20 protein-coding genes and 1 riboswitch are annotated in these 20,257 nt (G+C 58.6%); of the genes, 8 read left to right on the forward strand and 12 right to left on the reverse strand.

The genetic code is table 11. The features are described 5' to 3' along the window. Nucleotide 1: 1 nt before the first annotated feature. The 4 genes from ACR3EQ_RS13585 to ACR3EQ_RS13600 all read left to right on the forward strand — a co-directional run bounded on the left by ACR3EQ_RS13585 (nucleotide 2) and on the right by ACR3EQ_RS13600 (nucleotide 6,148). Nucleotides 2–1,000, forward strand: coding sequence for an ArsJ-associated glyceraldehyde-3-phosphate dehydrogenase (locus ACR3EQ_RS13585; RefSeq protein WP_170612527.1), 999 nt, complete (start codon nucleotides 2–4; stop codon nucleotides 998–1,000). After that, entirely contained in the window at nucleotides 997–2,262 is a 1,266-nt protein-coding gene (gene arsJ, locus ACR3EQ_RS13590) for an organoarsenical effux MFS transporter ArsJ (RefSeq protein WP_480490924.1), read from the forward strand. The genes ACR3EQ_RS13585 and arsJ overlap by 4 nt, the downstream gene beginning before the upstream one ends. Then, nucleotides 2,259–3,281: an ACR3 family arsenite efflux transporter gene (gene arsB / locus ACR3EQ_RS13595; RefSeq protein WP_170612531.1), complete on the forward strand. Its 1,023-nt coding sequence runs from the start codon at nucleotides 2,259–2,261 to the stop codon at nucleotides 3,279–3,281. Before arsJ ends, arsB begins: the two co-directional genes overlap by 4 nt. Nucleotides 3,282–3,583: 302 nt before the next feature. Beyond that, nucleotides 3,584–6,148, forward strand: a complete 2,565-nt coding sequence (locus ACR3EQ_RS13600) for a M10 family metallopeptidase C-terminal domain-containing protein (RefSeq protein ID WP_480490926.1) — start codon at nucleotides 3,584–3,586, stop codon at nucleotides 6,146–6,148. A gap of 114 nt (nucleotides 6,149–6,262) precedes the next feature. Here the strand turns inward: ACR3EQ_RS13600 and dxs are convergent, their stop codons facing one another. From dxs to ACR3EQ_RS13630, 6 genes are all read right to left on the reverse strand, one after another. After that, nucleotides 6,263–8,191, reverse strand: a complete 1,929-nt coding sequence (gene dxs, locus ACR3EQ_RS13605) for a 1-deoxy-D-xylulose-5-phosphate synthase (protein WP_170612535.1) — start codon at nucleotides 8,189–8,191, stop codon at nucleotides 6,263–6,265. A 16-nt stretch (nucleotides 8,192–8,207) separates the two neighbouring features. Beyond that, nucleotides 8,208–9,074, reverse strand: coding sequence for a polyprenyl synthetase family protein (locus ACR3EQ_RS13610; protein ID WP_480490928.1), 867 nt, complete (start codon nucleotides 9,072–9,074; stop codon nucleotides 8,208–8,210). After that, complete coding sequence (locus ACR3EQ_RS13615) at nucleotides 9,075–9,317, reverse strand: exodeoxyribonuclease VII small subunit (protein WP_170612539.1); 243 nt, start codon at nucleotides 9,315–9,317, stop codon at nucleotides 9,075–9,077. It abuts the gene before it with no gap. Next, nucleotides 9,314–10,240, reverse strand: a complete 927-nt coding sequence (locus ACR3EQ_RS13620; RefSeq protein ID WP_170612540.1) for a histone deacetylase family protein — start codon at nucleotides 10,238–10,240, stop codon at nucleotides 9,314–9,316. Before ACR3EQ_RS13620 ends, ACR3EQ_RS13615 begins: the two co-directional genes overlap by 4 nt. Before the next feature lie 70 nt (nucleotides 10,241–10,310). Then, nucleotides 10,311–11,012: a response regulator gene (locus tag ACR3EQ_RS13625; protein ID WP_170612542.1), complete on the reverse strand. Its 702-nt coding sequence runs from the start codon at nucleotides 11,010–11,012 to the stop codon at nucleotides 10,311–10,313. Then, the gene (locus ACR3EQ_RS13630; RefSeq protein ID WP_170612544.1) at nucleotides 11,009–11,521 is read right to left on the reverse strand and encodes a MarR family transcriptional regulator; all 513 of its coding nucleotides are present in this window, start codon (nucleotides 11,519–11,521) and stop codon (nucleotides 11,009–11,011) included. The genes ACR3EQ_RS13625 and ACR3EQ_RS13630 overlap by 4 nt, the downstream gene beginning before the upstream one ends. Nucleotides 11,522–11,678: 157 nt before the next feature. Between ACR3EQ_RS13630 and ACR3EQ_RS13635 the strand changes: the two genes are divergently transcribed. The 3 genes from ACR3EQ_RS13635 to ACR3EQ_RS13645 all read left to right on the forward strand — a co-directional run bounded on the left by ACR3EQ_RS13635 (nucleotide 11,679) and on the right by ACR3EQ_RS13645 (nucleotide 14,095). Continuing rightward, a complete protein-coding gene (locus ACR3EQ_RS13635; RefSeq protein ID WP_170612547.1) occupies nucleotides 11,679–12,545 on the forward strand; it encodes a branched-chain amino acid aminotransferase in 867 nt (288 codons plus the stop codon). A gap of 125 nt (nucleotides 12,546–12,670) precedes the next feature. Then, nucleotides 12,671–13,621: an AraC family transcriptional regulator gene (locus ACR3EQ_RS13640; RefSeq protein ID WP_170613139.1), complete on the forward strand. Its 951-nt coding sequence runs from the start codon at nucleotides 12,671–12,673 to the stop codon at nucleotides 13,619–13,621. A 108-nt stretch (nucleotides 13,622–13,729) separates the two neighbouring features. Beyond that, nucleotides 13,730–14,095, forward strand: coding sequence for an SPW repeat domain-containing protein (locus ACR3EQ_RS13645; RefSeq protein ID WP_170612549.1), 366 nt, complete (start codon nucleotides 13,730–13,732; stop codon nucleotides 14,093–14,095). Nucleotides 14,096–14,490: 395 nt separating this feature from the next. Here ACR3EQ_RS13645 and cobO read toward each other — a convergent pair whose 3' ends face one another. From cobO to ACR3EQ_RS13670, 5 genes are all read right to left on the reverse strand, one after another. Next, complete coding sequence (cobO, locus tag ACR3EQ_RS13650; RefSeq protein WP_170612551.1) at nucleotides 14,491–15,090, reverse strand: cob(I)yrinic acid a,c-diamide adenosyltransferase; 600 nt, start codon at nucleotides 15,088–15,090, stop codon at nucleotides 14,491–14,493. 56 nt (nucleotides 15,091–15,146) lie between these two features. After that, nucleotides 15,147–16,082 carry a DMT family transporter gene (locus tag ACR3EQ_RS13655; RefSeq protein ID WP_170612553.1) on the reverse strand — a complete coding sequence of 312 codons (936 nt, stop codon included), beginning with the start codon at nucleotides 16,080–16,082 and terminating at the stop codon, nucleotides 15,147–15,149. A 45-nt stretch (nucleotides 16,083–16,127) separates the two neighbouring features. Beyond that, nucleotides 16,128–16,790, reverse strand: a complete 663-nt coding sequence (locus ACR3EQ_RS13660) for an HD domain-containing protein (protein ID WP_170612555.1) — start codon at nucleotides 16,788–16,790, stop codon at nucleotides 16,128–16,130. Further along, nucleotides 16,774–17,874, reverse strand: coding sequence for a chorismate synthase (aroC, locus tag ACR3EQ_RS13665; RefSeq protein WP_170619049.1), 1,101 nt, complete (start codon nucleotides 17,872–17,874; stop codon nucleotides 16,774–16,776). Before aroC ends, ACR3EQ_RS13660 begins: the two co-directional genes overlap by 17 nt. A 126-nt stretch (nucleotides 17,875–18,000) precedes the next feature. Beyond that, nucleotides 18,001–18,441 carry a 6,7-dimethyl-8-ribityllumazine synthase gene (locus ACR3EQ_RS13670; RefSeq protein WP_170612559.1) on the reverse strand — a complete coding sequence of 147 codons (441 nt, stop codon included), beginning with the start codon at nucleotides 18,439–18,441 and terminating at the stop codon, nucleotides 18,001–18,003. 128 nt (nucleotides 18,442–18,569) lie between these two features. Beyond that, nucleotides 18,570–18,717, reverse strand: a riboswitch (FMN riboswitch). A 53-nt stretch (nucleotides 18,718–18,770) separates the two neighbouring features. On the opposite strand from ACR3EQ_RS13670, the gene ACR3EQ_RS13675 reads away from it, so the two are divergent. Next, nucleotides 18,771–19,385 carry an FMN-binding negative transcriptional regulator gene (locus ACR3EQ_RS13675; protein ID WP_170612561.1) on the forward strand — a complete coding sequence of 205 codons (615 nt, stop codon included), beginning with the start codon at nucleotides 18,771–18,773 and terminating at the stop codon, nucleotides 19,383–19,385. A gap of 13 nt (nucleotides 19,386–19,398) precedes the next feature. Here ACR3EQ_RS13675 and ACR3EQ_RS13680 read toward each other — a convergent pair whose 3' ends face one another. Then, nucleotides 19,399–19,842 (reverse strand): cytochrome c family protein, encoded by a 444-nt coding sequence (locus ACR3EQ_RS13680; RefSeq protein ID WP_170612563.1) that lies wholly within the window; start codon nucleotides 19,840–19,842, stop codon nucleotides 19,399–19,401. Nucleotides 19,843–20,257: the final 415 nt, after the last annotated feature.

The following is a 20,257-nucleotide window of genomic DNA, read 5'->3' on the forward strand; positions in this document are numbered from 1 at the left end:
AATGACGACATATGCTGTGAACGGACTGGGCCGGATGGGAAAACTGGCGCTGAAGCCTTTGCTGGACAAGGGCGCCAGGATCGCCTGGATCAATGACGCAGTTGGCGACCCGGCGATGCATGCGCATCTGCTGGAGTTCGACACTGTGCACGGGCGCTGGGACGCAACATTTGCGCATGATGCGGACAGCGTCACGGTCAACGGGACGCGCCTGCCCTTCATCGGAACCAAAGACCTGAACGCCTTGCCACTCGACGGTGTCGATGTGGTGATCGACTGCACCGGCGTATTCAAAACCGAAGCCAAGCTGGCTCCGTATTTTGAGGCGGGCGTGAAGAAGGTCGTTGTTTCGGCCCCGGTCAAGGACGGCCCCACCGCCAATATCGTCATGGGCGTGAACGAAGACACCTATGACCCCGCCACGCATCACATCGTGACGGCGGCCTCCTGCACCACCAACTGTCTGGCGCCGGTTGTGAAGGTCATTCACGAAAACCTCGGCATCCGCCACGGGTCGATGACGACAATCCATGACGTGACCAACACACAGACCATTGTAGACCGCCCCGCCAAAGACCTGCGCCGCGCCCGGTCCGCGCTGAACTCGCTGATACCGACCACCACCGGATCGGCCACGGCGATCACACTGATCTATCCGGAACTGAAAGGGCGGCTGAATGGCCATGCAGTGCGGGTGCCGCTGCTGAACGCCTCGCTGACCGATTGCGTGTTCGAAGTGGAACGTGAAACCACCGCCGAGGAGGTCAACGCCTTCTTCAAATCTGCAGCCGAAGGTGAGCTGAAAGGTATTCTGGGTTATGAAACCCGGCCGCTGGTTTCGACCGACTACACCAATGACGAACGGTCTTCGATCATCGATGCGCCGTCGACCATGGTGGTGAACGGGACGCAGGTGAAGGTCTACGCGTGGTACGACAATGAAATGGGTTACGCACACCGTCTGGTGGACGTCGCAATGATGGTTGGAAACGCGCTGTGACCCAGCGGCCCGAAGGACTGTCGGCCTATATCGCGGTCACGGCGGCCTATTGGGCCTTTATGCTGACCGATGGAGCCTTGCGTATGCTGGTGTTGCTGCACTTTCATACCATGGGGTTCTCGCCGGTGCAGCTGGCATATCTGTTTGTCCTGTATGAAGTCGCCGGGATGGGCACGAACCTGGCGGCCGGCTGGATCGCGGCGCGGTTCGGGTTGGCATCAACGCTTTACGCGGGGCTTTGCTTGCAGGTCGCGGCGCTGCTTGCCCTGACGCAATTAGATCCTAACTGGGACATTCCGGCCAAAGTAGCCTTTGTGATGATCGTTCAGGGGGCGAGCGGGATCGCCAAGGATCTGGCCAAAATGTCTTCAAAATCCGCAGTGAAGCTGCTGGCCCTGGCCGAAGGCGACGGGCTGTTTCGTTGGGTCGCCATCCTCACCGGATCGAAGAATGCGGTGAAGGGGTTGGGTTTTCTGCTGGGGGCCGGGTTGCTGGCGACGCTAGGCTTTATGTGGGCCACGCTGGCCATGGCCATTGTGCTTGCAATCATTCTGATCGCAGTCTTCGTTCTGATGCCGCCCGGCCTGCCCAAAGGACGCAAAGGCGCAAAATTCTCCGAGGTCTTCTCGAAGTCCGCCAATGTGAACTGGCTGTCCTTGGCACGCGTCTTTCTTTTCGGCGCGCGGGACGTCTGGTTTGTGGTCGGTATCCCGATCTATTTCTATGCCGTTTTGTCGGACGGAACTGACGAAGGCAACCGCGCCGCGTTCTTCATGATCGGAACCTTCATGGCTGTGTGGGTGATCCTGTACGGGGCGGTACAGGCCAGTGCGCCGAAAATCCTGCACGCGGCGGAGCGCAGCGAGAGCGACCTGATCCAGGCCGCACGCAATTGGGCTGCGGCCCTGTTCTGCGTTCCTGCGGCTCTAACGCTGGCGGTTCTGCTGACTTCGGGTCCCGAGACATGGCTGACCGCGACGCTGGTTCTGGGCTTGCTGGCGTTCGGCGCGATCTTCGCCGTCAATTCCGCATTGCACTCCTACCTCATCCTGGCCTTCACCCAATCGGACCGGGTCACGATGGATGTGGGGTTTTATTACATGGCCAACGCGACGGGCCGCCTGATCGGCACCGTCCTGTCCGGCCTCACCTATCAGGTCGGGGGCCTGCCGCTGGTTCTGGGAACGGCGGCGGTGATGGTCGCCGCTGCTGCTCTGACATCCGGCAAACTCATCGACCAGACGTCCGAGGCCCTCTCATGACTGTTTTTGAACGCTACCTGTCCGTCTGGGTCGCCCTTGCCATGGTCGCAGGTGTTTTGATTGGCCTTGCCGCGCCTGGACTGGTCGGGCTGATTGCCTCGGCCGAGGTGGCCAGTGTCAACCTTGTGGTGGCTGTACTGATCTGGGCGATGGTTTATCCGATGATGGTCGGCGTCGATTTCGGCGCGGTGGCGGGCGTGGCACGCCAGCCCCGCGGACTGATCGTTACCCTGACGGTCAACTGGCTGATTAAACCCTTTACCATGGCGCTGCTGGCGGTCCTGTTCTTCGATTACGTTTTTGCCCCGTGGATCGAACCCGAGGATGCTGCCCAATACACAGCGGGGCTTATCCTGCTTGGCGCGGCGCCCTGCACGGCGATGGTGTTCGTCTGGTCTCAACTGACCCGGGGCGATGCGACCTATACGCTGGTTCAGGTGTCGGTAAATGACCTCATCATGGTCGTGGCTTTCGCGCCAATTGTTGCCTTTCTGCTGGGCGTAACGGACATCTCGGTGCCGTGGCAAACCCTGGTTCTGGCAACCGTGCTGTACGTGGTTCTGCCCCTGATTGCCGGGCTGATCACCCGTCGCAAACTGGGCACGCAAGCGGCGATTGACGCCTTTTCAGCGCGGGTCAAGCCGTGGTCGGTCATGGGGCTGATCGCAACGGTCGTCATCCTTTTCGGCCTGCAAGGAGAGACGATCCTCTCGAAACCGCTTGTCATCTTGCTGATCGCTGTTCCGATCCTGATTCAGAGCTATGGTATCTTCGCGCTTGCCTATGGCGCGGCCTATGCGCTGAAAGTTCCGCATCGCATCGCCGCACCCTGCGCCATGATCGGAACCTCGAATTTTTTCGAACTGGCGGTTGCCGTCGCCATCAGCCTGTTCGGCCTCAATTCCGGTGCCGCTCTGGCGACTGTGGTCGGGGTTCTGGTCGAAGTTCCGGTGATGCTGTCACTGGTTGCTTTTGCCAACAGGACGCGCGTTTCAGTTCAACAGCGCGCAGAAAGCTGAAGTCGCAGAATTGAACAGGTGCGCAAAAAAAGCGCCGGATGACAAATAATATAAGCAGGCCAGTCTTCGGACACAACGCGGTTGACCAAGTCGATGAAAGACAAGGTAATTCCTGAAAACTAGGTAGTTCCAGGGCTCTCGGATACCGGGTTCAGAACGTGCGATTCAATCCCACATCGTTTGGAGGTTCTGGACTTAACGATTTGTTCAGATATTTTTGAATCCGCAATCTTCAATTGCCATGAAAATGACAATTTGAAACTGAATTCAGCTTTGAAACGAATTTTCTTTGAGGTCCTCAGATGCTTACGTTCCCGCCGCAACCCCCGTCATCCTCTCCCCTCAGCGCAATTCAAGGTGACAGAGCTTACGGTGATGGCAACCCGGCGACCGTCACGACGATTACGTATCATTTTGGGGATTTCTACGATAAATTCGGCACTTCGTTTTGGACAGACGCATATAAAAACGAGTTCAAGCAGGCCCTTGCGGTCATAGAATCGGTCGCAAATATCCGATTCTTTGAAACCTCCAACGCCTTTGCCGCCGATCTTGTCGAGTATATCGCCCCGAGCAGTTTCTTTACTGGCCAGGGGTTTTCCCCCTATACACTGGGATATCATTACTACCCCAACTACGGCCCGTCAGAAGGTGCCTTCAACACCAACTGGTGGGCGGCCGGGCCGGGGGGCAACGGCACACCCGGGGCGTATTTTTTCACGACGATCCTACATGAAATCGGTCATGCGCTTGGTCTTGGGCATCCGCATGACACGGGGTTGTCCACAACTGTCATGAGCGGGGTGACGTCGCCCTTCAATGACTACGGCGCAAACAATCTGAATCAGGGCGTTTACACCGTCATGTCCTACAATGACGGCTGGACGCAAGTGAACGGCAATCTATCCCCATACGCGCAGTTTGGCGGATCGACCGGGTTGGGCGCGTTGGATATTGCGGCCCTGCAAGCCCTTTATGGTGCGAATACAACGCACAATTCGGGTAACACCGTTTATACTCTGCCATCAGCCAACGTCAGCGGGACAGGCTATCAGTCGATCTGGGACACAGGTGGCAACGATACGATCCAGCACCTCGGTAGCACAGGCGCGCTGATCGACCTGCGTGCAGCTACGATAGACTACTCAGCGACCGGTGGCGGGATTGTCTCCAACGTCGGTGGCGTTATGGGCGGTTTCACAATCGCTCAGGGCACCGTGATCGAAAACGCCACGGGCGGATGGGGCAACGATACGCTCATCGGGAACAGTGCGAACAATGTTCTGATTGGTACAGGCGGCAACAACACGATTATCGGCGGCGGCGGTAACGATGCTATTTTTGTCGCCTCCGGAACCGGAACAGACACCGCTCAGGGCGGCGACGGAAATGATGTGGCCATCGTCACCAGCAACAACGGCACGTTCTCAGGAGGGGCGGGTACCGATACCGTTCGATTTGTCAGCGCAACAAGCGGTTATCTGCTAATTCAGAACGGCAGCACCTACCAATTCAAAAGCGTCGCGAACGGAGCAACATTCTCTGTTTCGTCGGACGTGGAACAGTTTCAATTCTCGGATGGCGCGCAATCGTTTGACAGCGCCGGGGTTGTAGCGGCCATGGGTGTCGTGAACGTTGAAACGGTCGGCACGGTGCTTCAGCATGCAAATCAAGGGATATACGTACTGGACGGTGGATCGTCGAATGTCGCGCTGACTTACAACGGACAAGCGGTCGGCCAGAACACGCTGGGCGGCTGGCAGGCCATTCACGCCGAGGCCAGCGGTGGTGGCTATCGCGTACTTTGGCAGAACACAGACGGCAGTTACGCCGAATGGATCACCAACGGACAGGGGCATTTTCTCAATGGGTCGATAGTCAGCAACATCTACAGTCTTGAGATCGTATATGGGGCCGATATCAACGGTGATGGCACCACAGGACACGTGGCGATACCTATTGAGAGTAACGGGTCGACAACACTGTCCCTCTGGACCCAGGGCTCCTACCTTATCAATGGAAGTATCCCGGTATCCCTGAACGGCACGACAATTGCACCTGGTAGTCTGGCTGGCTGGGATGCCGTTCAGGTCGAAGCTTCTGGTGGCGGTTACAGACTTTTATGGAAAAACACCGATGGTAGTTACGCCGAATGGATCACCAACGGGCAGGGGCAATTTCTCAATGGGTCGATAGTCAGCAACATCTACAGTCTTGAGATAGTCTATGGGGCTGATATCAACGGTGATGGCACCACAGGACATGTGGCGATACCTATTGAGAGTAACGGGTCGACAACACTCTCCCTCTGGACCCAGGGCTCTTACCTTATCAATGGCAGCATCGCTGTATCGCTGCAGGACGGCACCATTGTTGCGCCTGGTAGTCTGGCTGGGTGGGATGCCGTTCAGGTCGAAGCTTCTGGTGGCGGTTACAGACTTTTATGGAAAAACACCGATGGCAGCTATGCAGAATGGTATCTGGATGGTTCAGGTCAATATGCGGGCGGTGCCCTGGTTCCTGATGTTGTCGCCGTCGAACTCTTTTATCAGTGGGATATCGATGGCAGCGGAACGGTCGGATTTGCACAACCGAAACTGGCCCACCCCGATGCTCTGGAACCTGTTGCAAACCAATTTGTCGCCAATCTGCTTCTGGCGGTCGATGAGGAAGATACGGACAATCTGATCTTTGTCGCGGAACTGGAAGACGCCGAGGAAACGGAGCCCTTCTCCGAGACAGATGGCGAACTGGCCGCACGAAACATTTCGGAAATTCAGCCAGAGCACGGTGATAGCTTTGATCACCATTCGGAAGATGAGCTGGAAGTCTTTGACCCTCTGGAAGAAGATGCATTCCTGATCTGATCAGAGATCTGATTGCAAGACAAAAGAGAATGGCCGCCGTCAAACAGATGACTGCGGCCATTTTGCAGAAAGCGTAAGAAACCCGGGATCTGGCCTAAAAACCGCCCACTGAAATCAGGCGCGTTTTTCGCCGATTGTCGCGATACCCAGCACATCCAGTACTTTTGCTTCGATATGCTCGGCATTCATTCCGGCCTCGGCATACATATCCACCGGGCTGGCCTGATCGATGAACGTGTCAGGCAAAACCATTGAGCGATACCTGAGGCCGTGGTCGAACACCCCTTCGTCCGAAAGCAGTTGCGCAACGTGGCTGCCGAACCCGCCCACTGCACCTTCTTCGATGGTTATCAGGGCCTCGTGATCCCCAGCCAGCGACAGAATCAGGTCCCGATCCAGCGGTTTGGCAAAGCGGGCATCGGCAATAGTGGGTGAAATGCCCTTGGCTGTCAAAGATTCCGCAGCCTTCTCCACCTCGGCCAGGCGCGTGCCAAATGACAGCAACGCCACGCGCGCGCCCTTCCGGATCATGCGACCCTTGCCGATTTCCAGAATTTCACCGCGTTCCGGCAGTTCTACGCCAACACCTTCGCCACGCGGATAGCGGAACGCGATGGGGCCGTCGTCATGGGCTGCGGCAGTCGCAACCATATGCATCAGTTCCGCCTCGTCAGCGGCGGCCATCACCACCATGCCCGGCAGATTGGCCAGATAAGCGATGTCAAACGAACCGGCATGCGTCGCGCCATCCGCGCCCACCAGCCCGGCGCGATCGATTGCAAATCGCACCGGCAACCGCTGGATGGCAACATCATGAACAACCTGATCATACCCACGCTGCAAAAAGGTCGAGTACATCGCGCAGAACGGTTTCATCCCGCCTGCAGCCAGTGCGGCGGCAAATGTTACCCCGTGCTGTTCGGCAATCGCCACGTCAAAACAGCGCGATGGGTAGCGTTCGGCAAACAGGTTCAGGCCCGTACCATCCGGCATTGCGGCTGTGACCGCGACGATCTTGTCGTCACGCGCAGCCTCTTCAACAAGCGTTTTGCCGAAAACCGAAGTGTAGGACGGCGCGTTGGATGGTGCCTTTTTTTGTTCGCCCGTCACCACGTCGAATTTCGCCGTCGCGTGCCCCCTGTCGCGGGCCTGTTCGGCCGGGGCGAAACCTTTGCCCTTCTTGGTCAACACATGGATCAGGATCGGCCCGGTTGCCCGCGCCTTGACGGTGCGCAGCACCGGCAGCAACTGGTCCATGTCATGCCCGTCGATCGGTCCCACATAGGAAAAGCCCAGTTCTTCGAACAGCGTGCCCCCTACGGCCATCCCCTTCAGCATCTCCTTGGCGCGCTTTGCGCCTTCACGGAACGGTTCCGGCAGCAGCGAGACCGCGCCTTTGGCGGCAGCTTTCAGATCGTGGAACGGTTCTTCGGCGTAAATTCGCGACAGATAGTTGGAGAGCGCACCAACCGGTGGCGCAATGCTCATCTCATTGTCGTTCAGAATGACGATCAGGCGTTTCTTCAGATGGCCGGCGTTGTTCATCGCCTCAAAGGCCATGCCCGCAGACATCGAACCGTCGCCGATCACGGCAATCGCGTCACCCAGACCTTCGGGTGTTACTCCGCCCAGATCGCGCGCCACGGCAAAGCCCAGCGCCGCACTGATCGATGTACTGGAATGCGCCGCGCCAAAGGGGTCATATGGGCTTTCGCTGCGCTTGGTGAACCCGCTCAGGCCATCTTTCTGGCGCAGGGTCCGGATTCGGTCGCGGCGTTCGGTCAAAATCTTGTGCGGATAGCACTGATGGCCGACGTCCCAGATGATCTTGTCGCGCGGTGTTTCGAAAACCGCATGCAACGCCGTGGTCAGTTCGACCACGCCCAATCCCGCACCCAGATGCCCGCCGGTGACGGAAACCGCCGAAATCGTCTCGGCCCGCAGCTCCTGCGCCACCTGATGCAACTGCGCGTCCGAGAACCGCCTGAGGTCCGCAGGGCGGTTCACAAGGTCCAGCAGGGGCGTATTCGGGCGGTCAGACATTTGGCGCGTTCCTGGCTTAGCTGTCCCGGGCAATAACGAAGCGGGCGGCGTCCTTCAAGGTTTCTGCCTGCGGACCATACCCATCCAGCGCGGCACAGGCCTGATTTGCCAGGTCCACGGCACGAGCCTTGGCCGCGTCCAGACCCAGCAGCGAGACAAAGGTCGCCTTTCCGGCCGCCGCATCCTTTTGCAAACGCTTGCCGGCTTTTTCGGCGTCACCTTCTACATCCAAGATGTCATCAGCAATCTGGAAGGCAAGTCCAAGGGCACGGGCATATTGGCGCATCGGCTCTGGGTCGATCTGCGCCAGGCGCGCACCCGCACAGGCGGACCATTCGATCAGTGCGCCGGTTTTGCCCGCCTGCAGGCGCGTGATTTCATCCAGTGTCAGCGGGGTTTCCGCCGTTTCCGCCGCAATATCCATTGCCTGACCCAGAACCATCCCCTGCGCGCCACTCGCCTTGGCCAATGTCACGGCAAGTTCCGCGCGCACCTCGGCGGTTCCAACCTCGGGCCGGGTGCACAATTCAAAGGCCAGTGTCTGCAGGGAATCGCCGGTCAAAAGGGCAGTGCCTTCGTCCCATTTCAAGTGCACTGTCGGGCGACCTCGGCGCATATCATCGTCGTCCATGCAGGGCAGATCGTCATGGACGAGTGAATAAGCATGCAACGCCTCGATCCCGGTTGCGGGCCAGATCGCCTGCGCGGCGTCAATTCCATGTAACCGTGCGCTTTCCAGTACCAGGAACCCGCGCAGGCGCTTTCCGCCCTCGGTGGCATAGGCCATCGCCCGGGTCACATCCAGATCGTCCAGCGCCCCCAGCACCAGATCGAACTGGTGCTGAATCCGCGCGGCATCCTGCGCCAGAATGTCCTGAAACATCTACAAACCTTCGACAGAGGTCGTCCCGGTCGGCTGCCCGTCGGCGTCCAGAGTGATCGCAGCCACCTTTTCCTCGGCCCGCTTCAGCTCGTCCTCGCAGCGCTTCTTCAGCTGCGCGCCACGCTCATACAGCGCGATGGATTGGTCCAGCGCCACGTCGCCGCGCTCCAGCTGGCCGACCACGGCCTCAAGCTCTTTCATCGCCTGTTCGAAAGTCATCTGCTCAACTGGGGTATCGGTCATCGTGCTGCCTTCATCAGTTCTTCCACATGGGCGCGTGTCGCCTCGGCCAGTGCGTTCAGATCATATCCGCCTTCCAGAGTCGAGACGATGCGGCCGCCGCAAACCTCATCGGCGATCCTGCACAGTTCGGCCGTGATCCAGGCGAAGTCGCCGGTCGACCAATTGAGATTGGCCAGGGGATCGTTCTGATGCGCGTCGAACCCGGCCGAGATAATGATCAGTTCCGGCTTGAATGCACGCAAACGCGGAAAGGCCTGCGTTTCGTAGGCCCTGCGCATTTCAGGGCCACCCGTACCGGGCGCCAGCGGAATATTCAGGATTGTCTCGAAGGCGCCGGTCTCATCCGGACGACCCGATCCGGGCCACAATGGCATCTGTTGGCTGGTGATCAGCAACGCGCGCCGCTCGTCCCAAAGCAAATCCTGCGTACCGTTGCCGTGATGTACATCAAAATCCACCACCGCCACCCGGCCAAGACCATGATGGTCCAGCGCATGTTTGGCCGCCAGCGCAGCGTTGCCGAACAGGCAGAACCCCATGGCCGTGTCAGTTTCGGCATGATGCCCGGGAGGTCGGATGGCGCAGAAGGCATTGCCGGCGTCTCCCTCCAAAACCATGTCCACGGCCCGAACAACCGCACCGGCGGCGCGATAGGCAGCGTCGATCGAACCCGGAGACAGAAACGTGTCCCCGTCAATCTGGGCAAACCCGTCGACGGGGCGCATTTTGCGCAGGTCGCTGATGTAGCTTTGCGGGTGTATGCGCAAAAGATCGTCATCCGCCGCCAAGGGGGCGGTCACCCGATTCAGGTCCAGGGGTTCAAGCGCATGCAGAATATGCTCCAGCCGTGCGACACGTTCGGGGTGCCCGTCGGGTGTTACATGCCCAAGGCAATCCGCGTGGGTCAAAAGGGCTGTTTTCATGGGGATCCCTTCTTCATCTGGCTAAAAATATCCTCGCCGAAGGCTTCAAGTCGCCGCGCAGCGGCACCTCTCAGTCCGGCGCCAGCATGTACCCGGCCCCGCGCACTGTCTGAAGATAGCGCGGTTGCTTCGGGTCCTGTTCGATCTTGCGGCGCAGGCGGGTGATCTGCACATCCACCGCCCGCTCCTGTGCCTGGCCTTTGTCCCGGCCCAAATCCTCGACAAGTTTGGCGCGGCTGATCGGTTCACCCGGCTGGGCCGAAAAAATCTTCATCAACTGGCTTTCCGTCGCCGTCAGCCGTACCGGGTTCTCGCCCTGCCACATCTCTCCGCGCTCAATATCGTACCGAATGGGTCCAAGTTGCAAAATCTTGGCTGCGCTGTCCTGTGCAGGCGTGTCTGGCATCCGTCTCAGGATCGCATTGATCCGCAGCAGCAGTTCCTTGGGCTCAAAGGGTTTGGACAGGTAGTCGTCCGCGCCCGCTTCCAGCCCGGAAATCCGATGCTCGGTCTCACCCTTTGCCGTCAACAGCAGGATTGGTGTCGCATGAGTTTCGCGCAGGGACCGCGTCAGGCTGACGCCGTCCTCGCCGGGCATCATCACATCCAGAACGATCAGGTCAAAGTCCAGTCCGGACAGCACCCGCCGGGCGTGCGCCGCATCCCGGGCCGCCGTGACCAGAAATCCGTTACGCATCAGGAATTTCTTGAGGAGATCACGAATGCGCTCGTCATCATCGACGATCAGCAGATGGGCGTCCATTTCGCTCATGAAGTCGTATCCCGCAATTTCGTATATGCATGACGCATATCAGCATCCATCATCGCTTCAAGCACTTTGCGAAAGCCCGAGACCGCCTCGGGTCCGGCTTCCTTGTAAGCCGCGCGCATCCGAACGCGCTGCGCCTCGGACAGCGTCGCCTCCAGTGCCCTGCCATTCTCTGTCAGAAATAGGTGTCGTTCCCGTTTGTCCACTGTTCCGACCCGGCTTTCCACCAAACCGTCTTCGATCAAAGTGCGTAAGACCCTGTTCAGAGACTGTTTTGTCACCCCCAGAATGGCCAGCAGATTATTGACCGTTGTCCCCGGCGCGCGGTTGATGAAATGGATGGCCCTGTGATGCGCACGGCCATAGGCCATCTGCGCCAGAATGCGATCCGGATCGGCGGTAAAGCCGCGATACGCAAAGAACATCGCCTCGATCCCCTGCCGCAACTGCTCGTCAGTCAGAAACAGCAGGCTTTCTCCACCAAAGACCTGAGTCGGGCGGGTGTCGGACATATTGCGCCTCATTCGTTACTCGGGTTGACTTTATGTCAGTGATATTGACATTCCAAGTGCACACAGGAATCGATTCCCAGTTTTTGCGCAATTTCATGTCCATTTCAGGCAAAACTTGCGCAACAATCGGAAACAATTACCGGCTCAGGAGGTTCGCATGGCGGGATATGACGATCGTGACGGTGTCATCTGGTTGGATGGCAAACTTGTACCCTGGCGCGAGGCCAATGTGCATATTCTGACCCACGCAATGCATTATGCCTCGTCCGTATTCGAAGGCGAACGGGCGTATAACGGCAAAATTTTCAAAAGTCGCGAGCATTCGAAACGTCTGATCGCCTCGGCCGAGGCGCTGGATATGCCCATGCCTTATGACGTCGATCAAATCGAAGCCGCCAAGGAAGAGGCGCTGAAAGCCAGCGGTCTTCAGGATGCCTATGTACGCGCACTGGTCTGGCGCGGTTCGGGTGACGATATGGGTGTGGCTTCGGCCAGAAACCCGGTGCGGATGGCTGTCGCGGTCTGGCCCTGGGGCGCATATTATGGTGACGCCAAGATGCAGGGCGCCAAGCTGGACATCGCCGAATGGAAGCGGCCCAGCCCGGAAACCATACCGGTTCACGCCAAGGCGGCGGGCCTCTACATGATCTGCACGATCTCGAAACACAAAGCCGAAGCCAAAGGCTGCTCGGACGCCCTGTTCATGGATTGGCGTGGGTTTGTGGCCGAGGCAACCGGCGCCAACGTGTTCTTCGTCAAGGATGGCGAGGTCCACACTCCGTTGGCCGACTGCTTCCTGAACGGCATCACCCGCCAAACGGTCATTCAGATGCTGAAGGACAAAGGCATTACCGTGCACGAGCGCCGGATCAAACCGGAAGAGATGGCCGATTTCGAGCAATGCTGGCTGACCGGCACCGCTGCTGAGGTCACCCCGGTTGGGCAGATCGGCGACTATACGTTCGAAGTTGGCGATCTTACCCGTGAAATCGCGGCAGACTACGAAGCCCTCGTCCGCGCCTAATCCCGAGCCCGAGAACCATTGAAACCCTCGCTTTTGGCGGGAGTTTTTCTTTGCAGGTTGTCCGGATTTCCTTGCTGAACGTTCAGCCGGATGGACGATTGCGCAAGGATGTGTACAGTGCTGTCATGTTGGACCTGCTCAGCGATATCCTCACACGCCTGTCCCTGCGCGGGACGTTCTATTTCCGCACATCCTTTACGCCCCCCTTTGGAATTCAGGTTCCGGCCTTTGAAAACGTGGCTCGGTTCCATTTCGTGCAACGCGGGGAATTGAAGGTTCATGTGTCTTCAACCGGAGACACATTGCGCCTCAAACAAGGGGATCTGATCCTTGTTCCGCATGGGGCGGCCCATGCGTTGTTGTGCAACGAGGTCAGACCATTCGATGCGCTGCCACTGGAGCAGGTGCTGCAGCAGTCCGGCTATCAGGGTGACGGTGTTCTGGTCTATGGGGGCGAGGACAAGGATCGCGACACGCAGCTGATCTGCGGGCATTTCTCTTTCACCGCGCCACCGGGGCGACGCGGAACAGGACATATGCTGATTGATCGGCTGCCGCCCTATATTCTGATCGAAAATTACGGCGAAGAGGCGGGCGCCTGGATCGAGGCTACCCTGCGCATGATCGGGTCAGAAGTGAGCGGGGCCCGGATCGGGGGCGACCTGATCGCGCTGAAACTGTCCGAGGTCCTGTTTGCACAGGCAATCCGTGCCTATCTGGAACACCAAAGCCCCAGTAACGCCGCTCTGGCGGGATTTGCCGACCAGCGGGTTTCGCGCGCGCTTACCGCGTTTCACCGCGCCCCCGCACAGGAGTGGAGCGTGGAGACACTGGCCCGCGAGGCAGGAATGTCGCGCACGGCATTCGCACAGTTGTTTGCCGAGAAGATGGGAACGACACCCATGCAGTATCTGACCAACTGGCGCATGCAGATTGCCTGCCATGGCCTGACCGAAAGCCGCTGGAACGTCGCTGATGCCGCCGCCGAAGTGGGTTATGCCTCGGAGGCTGCGTTTTCCCGCGTTTTCAAAAAACAGATCGGCCTATCTCCCGCGGCCTATCGGGCGATGAACTAATACCTCGATCTGCTGAACGATCTGCAAAGAGCTGTGAACGCCAAGAGCTAATACGTCCTGAACTGCACCCTTATCTTGGGGCTACTCCAAGCAAGGAAAGGAAACATCATGTCTCTTCGTTTCGTAACGCGCACCGTGCACGCCTATCTTGATTACCCGGTCGCCCTGGCCCTTATGATCCTGCCTTTTGTTCTGGGATTGGGTCAATCAAACCCGATCGCCTTGTGGCTGTCCGTCACAACGGGCGTCGCCGCATTTGTTCTGACCGTTCTGACCGATCATCACCTTGGGATCTGGCGGGTCCTGCCCTACAAGCTCCATCTCACGGTGGACCTGATTGTCGGGATCACCTTTCTGCTGGCACCCAGCCTTTTTGGTTTCACCGGGCTGGACGCGGTCTTTTACTGGCTGAACGGTGCGGCCGTGGTTGTTGTCATTTCACTCAGCGCGCCCGAGCAAGGCGTCACCGCCTGAGTGCAAATTCAGACTTGAGTATTCCGACTAAAACAGTCAGATTATTAAGAAGCGCCGGATGCATCTGTTTCGGCATCAGGTTTCGGGGCGGTCTGCGAGCTTAGCGCAGCACAAGGTGACGGCACGCCACCGCCCCGAAAACGACTATGAGAGGTTTGGGATGTGTCGCCCGTTTGATGAACTCATGTCCAAACACGAGGCCGCGACCTCCTGCGGGTGTGGCTGCAATGAAGATTATGCCGCCTATCTCGATCAGAACGGGCCAATCAGTAAAGATACAGACACCCGAGTTTCCGAAGAAGAGTCAGCCCGTCTACGCGAGTCAGTGCGCCGTGTGTTTGAAGCCCGAGCCGCACGAAGCGGCCCGGTGAATGATTGACCAAACCGACCCCGTATCAGAAATCGACGCCGCGCTGGGCTTTGATACCGGCCTGAAACGGGTGTTTTTCCACGTTCATTTCGGTGACCAGATCGGCATAGTCCCGCAGCGCTTGAGGCGCGTCGCGACCTGTCAGAAAGACGCTGGTACGCTCTGACCGGTTCTTCAGCCCGTCGATCACCTGTTCGACCGAAAGGTACTCGTAGCGCAATGCGATGTTGATCTCGTCCAGCACGACCAGATCATAATCTCCGCTGCTCATCAGCTTGCACGCTTTGTCGAAAGCGGCGTTTGCGGCGGCGATATCGCGTTCCTTATCCTGTGTATCCCATGTAAAACCTTCGCCCATGGTGTGCCACGTCACCAGATCGCGCTCTTCGAAAAAGCGCCGTTCACCGGTTTTCCATTTGCCCTTGATGAACTGTACAACGGCAACCTGCTGACCCCAGCCCAGCGCCCTGATCACGACACCAAATGCGGCCGAGGATTTGCCTTTGCCCTTGCCTGTGTTGATCAGAACCAGGCCGCGTTCGGGATCGACCGCCTCGGAAACCTTCTTACGGTGCTCAGCCTGCACCTTTTGCATCTTTTCCTTGTGATCCTGTGCGTCACTCATCGGGAAACCTCGTTGTTTGTCGCGCCCAAACTAGGGAAAGATGGCGAAAGGTAAAGTCACGCTTTGGGGTCCGTGACAGATCTGGCCTTGCCGCGCTCCAGCCCCAGCTGATGCTCGCGCCAGATCACCACCGCATTGCCGGCGATGACCAGAACAGCCCCAAGCAAAATGGCCAGCGTTGGCAGCTCATCGAACCAGACATAGCCGATACCGATGGCAAACAACATGGTGGTATAGTCATATGGGGCCAGCATCGAGGCCTGTCCAAACCGGTACGAGGACGTCACCAGGATTTGCGCGACCCCCCCGGTCAGTCCCATCGCAATCAGTATCGCCAGCTGCTCCCATGTCGGCACGGCCCAGCCCCAGAATACCGTCAGCCCGGACAGGGCGGTCGCCGTAACCGAAAAGTAGAAAACAATCGCTGCCGGATGGTCCACCTGAACCAATTGCCGGATGTGAATCTGCACAAAGGCCCGCGCGATTGTCGCGCCCAGCACGCAAAGCGCACCAATTGTGGCCGCCAGTTCCAGTTCGGTGCTGCCAAGCCGCGGCCACAACATGATCAGAACACCCAAAAGGCCCAGAATGACGGCACCAATACGGATCAAACGGATACGTTCGCCCAACATGACCGCTGCGAGAACCAGGGTAAAAATCGGGGTCGCATAGCCAATGGCAGTCACTTCGGGCAGCGGCAGCAGGCTGAGCCCGGTGAAAGTCAAACCCATTGCGGTCGTGCCCAGAACACCGCGCCAGAAATGACCCATCGGCTTTTTGACCACGAAGCCCTGCGCCAGTTCCCCACGCGATATCAGCCAGATGATGATGACCGGAATGGCAAAGAGCGACCGGAAAAAAACCAGTTCACCCGGTGGAAAATCTTCTGACAATGCCTTGACCAGCGCCGACATCGAGGTGAACAGAAAAAGGGCGCTGAGTTTCAGCGCCACGGCCAGTACGGGTCGATGCGATGTTAAGGGTTTTGCCATCGGCGCGACCCTGCGCCTTTGCGGCGCAAAGATCAACGGCTGGAATCAGCGGTCTGTCCAGCTTGGCGGCAAGGTACTGCCGATCTCTTCCGCGAATTCTTCAAGAAAACGGATCATCCGGCCGATCCGCTGCTGCGCGATCTGTTTTCCGGTCTCGGTCAGCATGTCATTCGGCAGGCTGAGAAGCTTGACTTTCCAATGGTCGACCGAGAAGTGCAGGTCATCCAGAGGCCGGTGTTCTGCAAACGGGTCGGCCGGATCATAAAGCGACCGCCCCAATGCGCCGGAAACAGAAAAGTTGCGGGCTACGCCGATCGCGCCCAACGCATCCAGCCGGTCGGCATCCCGCAGAATACGGGCCTCATCCGTTTCAGGCGTGATGTTGGCCGAAAAGCTGTGGGATTCAATTGCGTGCTGAATGGCGCGGATCTGATCCGGGCGATAGCCCAATTCCCTCAGAACAGTCTCTGATTCCGTCGCGGACCGGCGCGAGGCCAGATGCCGGCAAGGGTCATCTTTTGGCAGGTTCACCAGATCATGCAGATAGCTTGCGGCCAGAAGCACGGCCATATCCGTTTCGCGATCCGCGATGGCCTGCGCATTCACCCAGACCCGGTCTAGGTGGGCCAGATCATGGGCAGGGTCGGTCTCCATCCGCTGCGCAACGATGCCGCGCAGGCGTGTCCGCAGATCAGCCGATCCGTCCACGGTTCTCTCCGATCTGGCCGCGGTGCAGCAGCAGGTGGTCTAGGATCACGCAAGCCATCATCGCCTCGCCTACCGGGACAGCGCGAATGCCGACGCAGGGGTCATGGCGGCCTTTGGTGATGATTTCGGTCTCTTCCCCGGATTTGGTGATCGTTTTGCGAGTGGTCAGGATGGACGAGGTCGGCTTGACCGCGAAACGGACCACAATGTCCTGTCCGGTCGAGATACCGCCGAGAATACCGCCCGCGTGGTTCGAACTGTATTGCGGGCCGTTCTGGCCCATGAAGATCTCATCTGCATTGGCCTCTCCGGTCAGTTCCGCCGCGGCCATACCCTCGCCGATCTCGACGCCCTTGACCGCATTGATCGACATCATCGCGGCGGCCAGATCAGTGTCTAATTTGGCATAAACCGGCGCACCAAGACCGGCAGGAACGCCGCGCGCGACCACTTCGACCACGGCACCAACCGAGTTTCCGGATTTGCGCAGATCGTCCAGAAAAGCCGCCCAACCCTCGGCCGCGTGCGCATCCGGGGTCCAGAACGGATTTTGTTCGATCTGGGACCAGTCGAAATTGTCGCGATTAATCTTGTGGGGTCCGATCTGCGTCATGTAACCGGTGATCTGAACATTGGGGGCAATCTGTTTGATCGCCTCACGCGCCAGACCTCCGGCCGCAACACGAGAGGCCGTTTCGCGGGCCGAACTGCGCCCACCACCGCGATAATCGCGGATGCCGTATTTCTGCCAGTAGGTGATATCGGCGTGGCCCGGGCGGAACTTGTCCATGATGTCGCCGTAATCTTTCGAGCGCTGATCGGTGTTTTCGATCATCAGCTGCACGGGGGTCCCGGTGGTCTGGCCTTCGAACACACCCGAGAGGATTTTCACCTGATCCGGTTCACGCCGCTGAGTGGTGAACTTGTTCTGCCCCGGTTTGCGCTTGTCCAGCCAGTGCTGGATCATTCCCTCGTCGATCGCGACGCCCGGCGGGCAGCCATCGACGGTCGCACCCAAAGCGGGTCCGTGGCTTTCACCCCAGGTGGTGACGCGGAAAAGATGGCCAAAGCTGTTCATCGACATGAGGCGTGCTCCTTTGCGCGATGTGATTAGCGGTCGCGGGGCCCGGCCTCAAGCGGATTTGCTGATTGGTCCGGGGGGCGCTGCCCGATGGGCAGCGCGTTTTGAGTATTTTTGAAAAGATGAAGTTCAGGCGACTTGCGCAATCTCTGCACGGGATTCGGTGATCTTGAGAGCGGCCTGTGCGGCTTCGCGCCCTTTTTTAACGAAATGCGCACGATAGATGGCGTTGTGGTGGTCGGTTTCCTGATACTGGTGCGGCGTGAGCGAGACCGAGAGGACGGGAACGCCCGTGTCCATTCCGGCGCGCATCAGCCCGTCGACCACGGCCTGTGCCACGAAGTCATGCCGGTAGATGCCGCCATCCACGACAAAGGCGGCGCAGGCAACAGCGGCGTAGCGCCCGGTTTGGGCCAGATCGCGGGCCAGCAGAGGCATCTCGAACGCGCCCGGCACGTCGAAAACATCGACCTGATCGGCAGGGATCAGTTCCAGAAACCCGTCGAGCGCCCGGTCAACGATGTCCGAATGCCAGTTGGCTTTGACGAATGCATAGCGGGTGTGTGTCATCAAGATCTCCTTTCGGTTTGGTTGCCAACTGGCTGTCGCGAGAACCGGTTCCCACTTTTCGCTGCCAGCCCGGCATGACACGTCACCCAAGGCGATCACGAGCCGCCGCGCCGTTTGGCGGCGCGCCAGCACGTTCTCTTTCATCCGGACTGTAACCGTCGGCTCTGGCCTCTCACCAGATCTGCTGACACCCCGGTCGCCGGGGCCGCTCGCGGGCTTGCGGGTCGTGACCCGCATACCGCCGGTGGGGAATTCCGCCCCGCCCTGAGAACGCGCGGACCTTGCCAAGGTGCAGGCGGTTCTGCAAGAGATTTCGCAGGAGGATAGACATGCACCCGAACCCTGCCTTCCGCGCTGAAGACACTGCGCGCCATATCGCCTTTGCCCGAGAACGGGCGTTCGGGGTTCTGACCCTTTCCACGGATCAGGCGCCGTTGCTCAGCCATGTGCCTTTCTTAATTAGCGAAGATGGGGCCGTTGCCGACCTGCATCTGGTGCGATCGAACCCGATTGTGCACGCACTGAAACAGCCGCGTGTTGCCCGGATTGCCGTGTCCGGGCCGGACGGGTACATCTCACCCGATTGGTACGGGGCCGAGGACCAGGTGCCGACATGGAACTATGTCGCCGTGCACCTGACAGGCCGGATCAGGGTACTGCCACATTCTGAATTGCGGGATTTGCTGGATCGCCAATCCGCTTTCTACGAAGAGCGCCTGCGGCCCAAGCCGCCCTGGACCGCCGGAAAGATGAACTCGGACGCGTTGGAGCGCATGATGCGGATGATTGTCCCGTGCAGACTGCAGGTGGACGACATTCAGGGCACCTGGAAGCTGAATCAGAACAAAACCGACAAGATGCGGCATTCTGCGGCCGATTACGTTGAAGCGGATGGTTTTGGCAGCGAGACCGGATTGCTGGCCACATTGATGCGGGGAACATGACCAGCCGGATCGGTCATTCGCTGAAGGTCGCCAGATAGGCCGCGATATCGTCGGCGCCCTTTTTCAGCCTGACGCTCATGTTCGGACGCGCGGTTTCGTCATTAAGGTACTCCCTGATAAAGCCAATCGGATCTTGGGAGTAGGCAGAAATGTTCTCTTCGGTCCAGACCAGCCCTTCTTCGCCCGCCCGTATCATGTCGTCAGTAAACATGCCGATCGGCAGACGCTCGCTGCCATAGCGATAATCATTTTCGGCTCCGGCAACGCGACCTACGACACCAAAGAGATTCGGACCGGTTATGCCGCCTTTGACCAAAACCTCGCCATCTTTGATGATTGCGTGGCAAGAAGAACAGCGGTTGTAGAGTTTTTCGCCTTTTTCCGGATCGCCGGCGGCAGTGGCCTGAGATGCAGCGGCCAGCGCCAGGGTCACGACGGTTGCAAAGAGCTTTGACATAGAGAACGTCCTGTTGCGGGTGAGGTTTCCCCTGCCCTTCCGGGATTCCCGTTAAAAGTGCAATCGAAAACAGCCACATCTATGCGGTTGAAAAATATGTATTTTCAACTCAAAATTTACGTGACGGTGGAGGCCCTTAAAGTGGAAATTTGTGCGGCGAAATCTGGTCAGGAGTATGCAGACCGGGGACCTTGTGGCACGTCCGGTGTCAGCATCAGGACAGGTTCCCCGTTTCGATATGTGACCCCGAATCACGTTGCGCCCGATCTGCGGTGATCGGCAAATTTCCCCGCTTAACCCCACCGCTATCTTGAAAAAATGCCCCTTCGTTGTGACATGAATGCCCAGATGCGGCGTAGTGCGCGCCTATGACCGCTGGACGAACCGTTTTCTCCCGGATAGATAGCCGCGATGA

The organism is Ruegeria sp. AN11 (assembly GCF_056536005.1).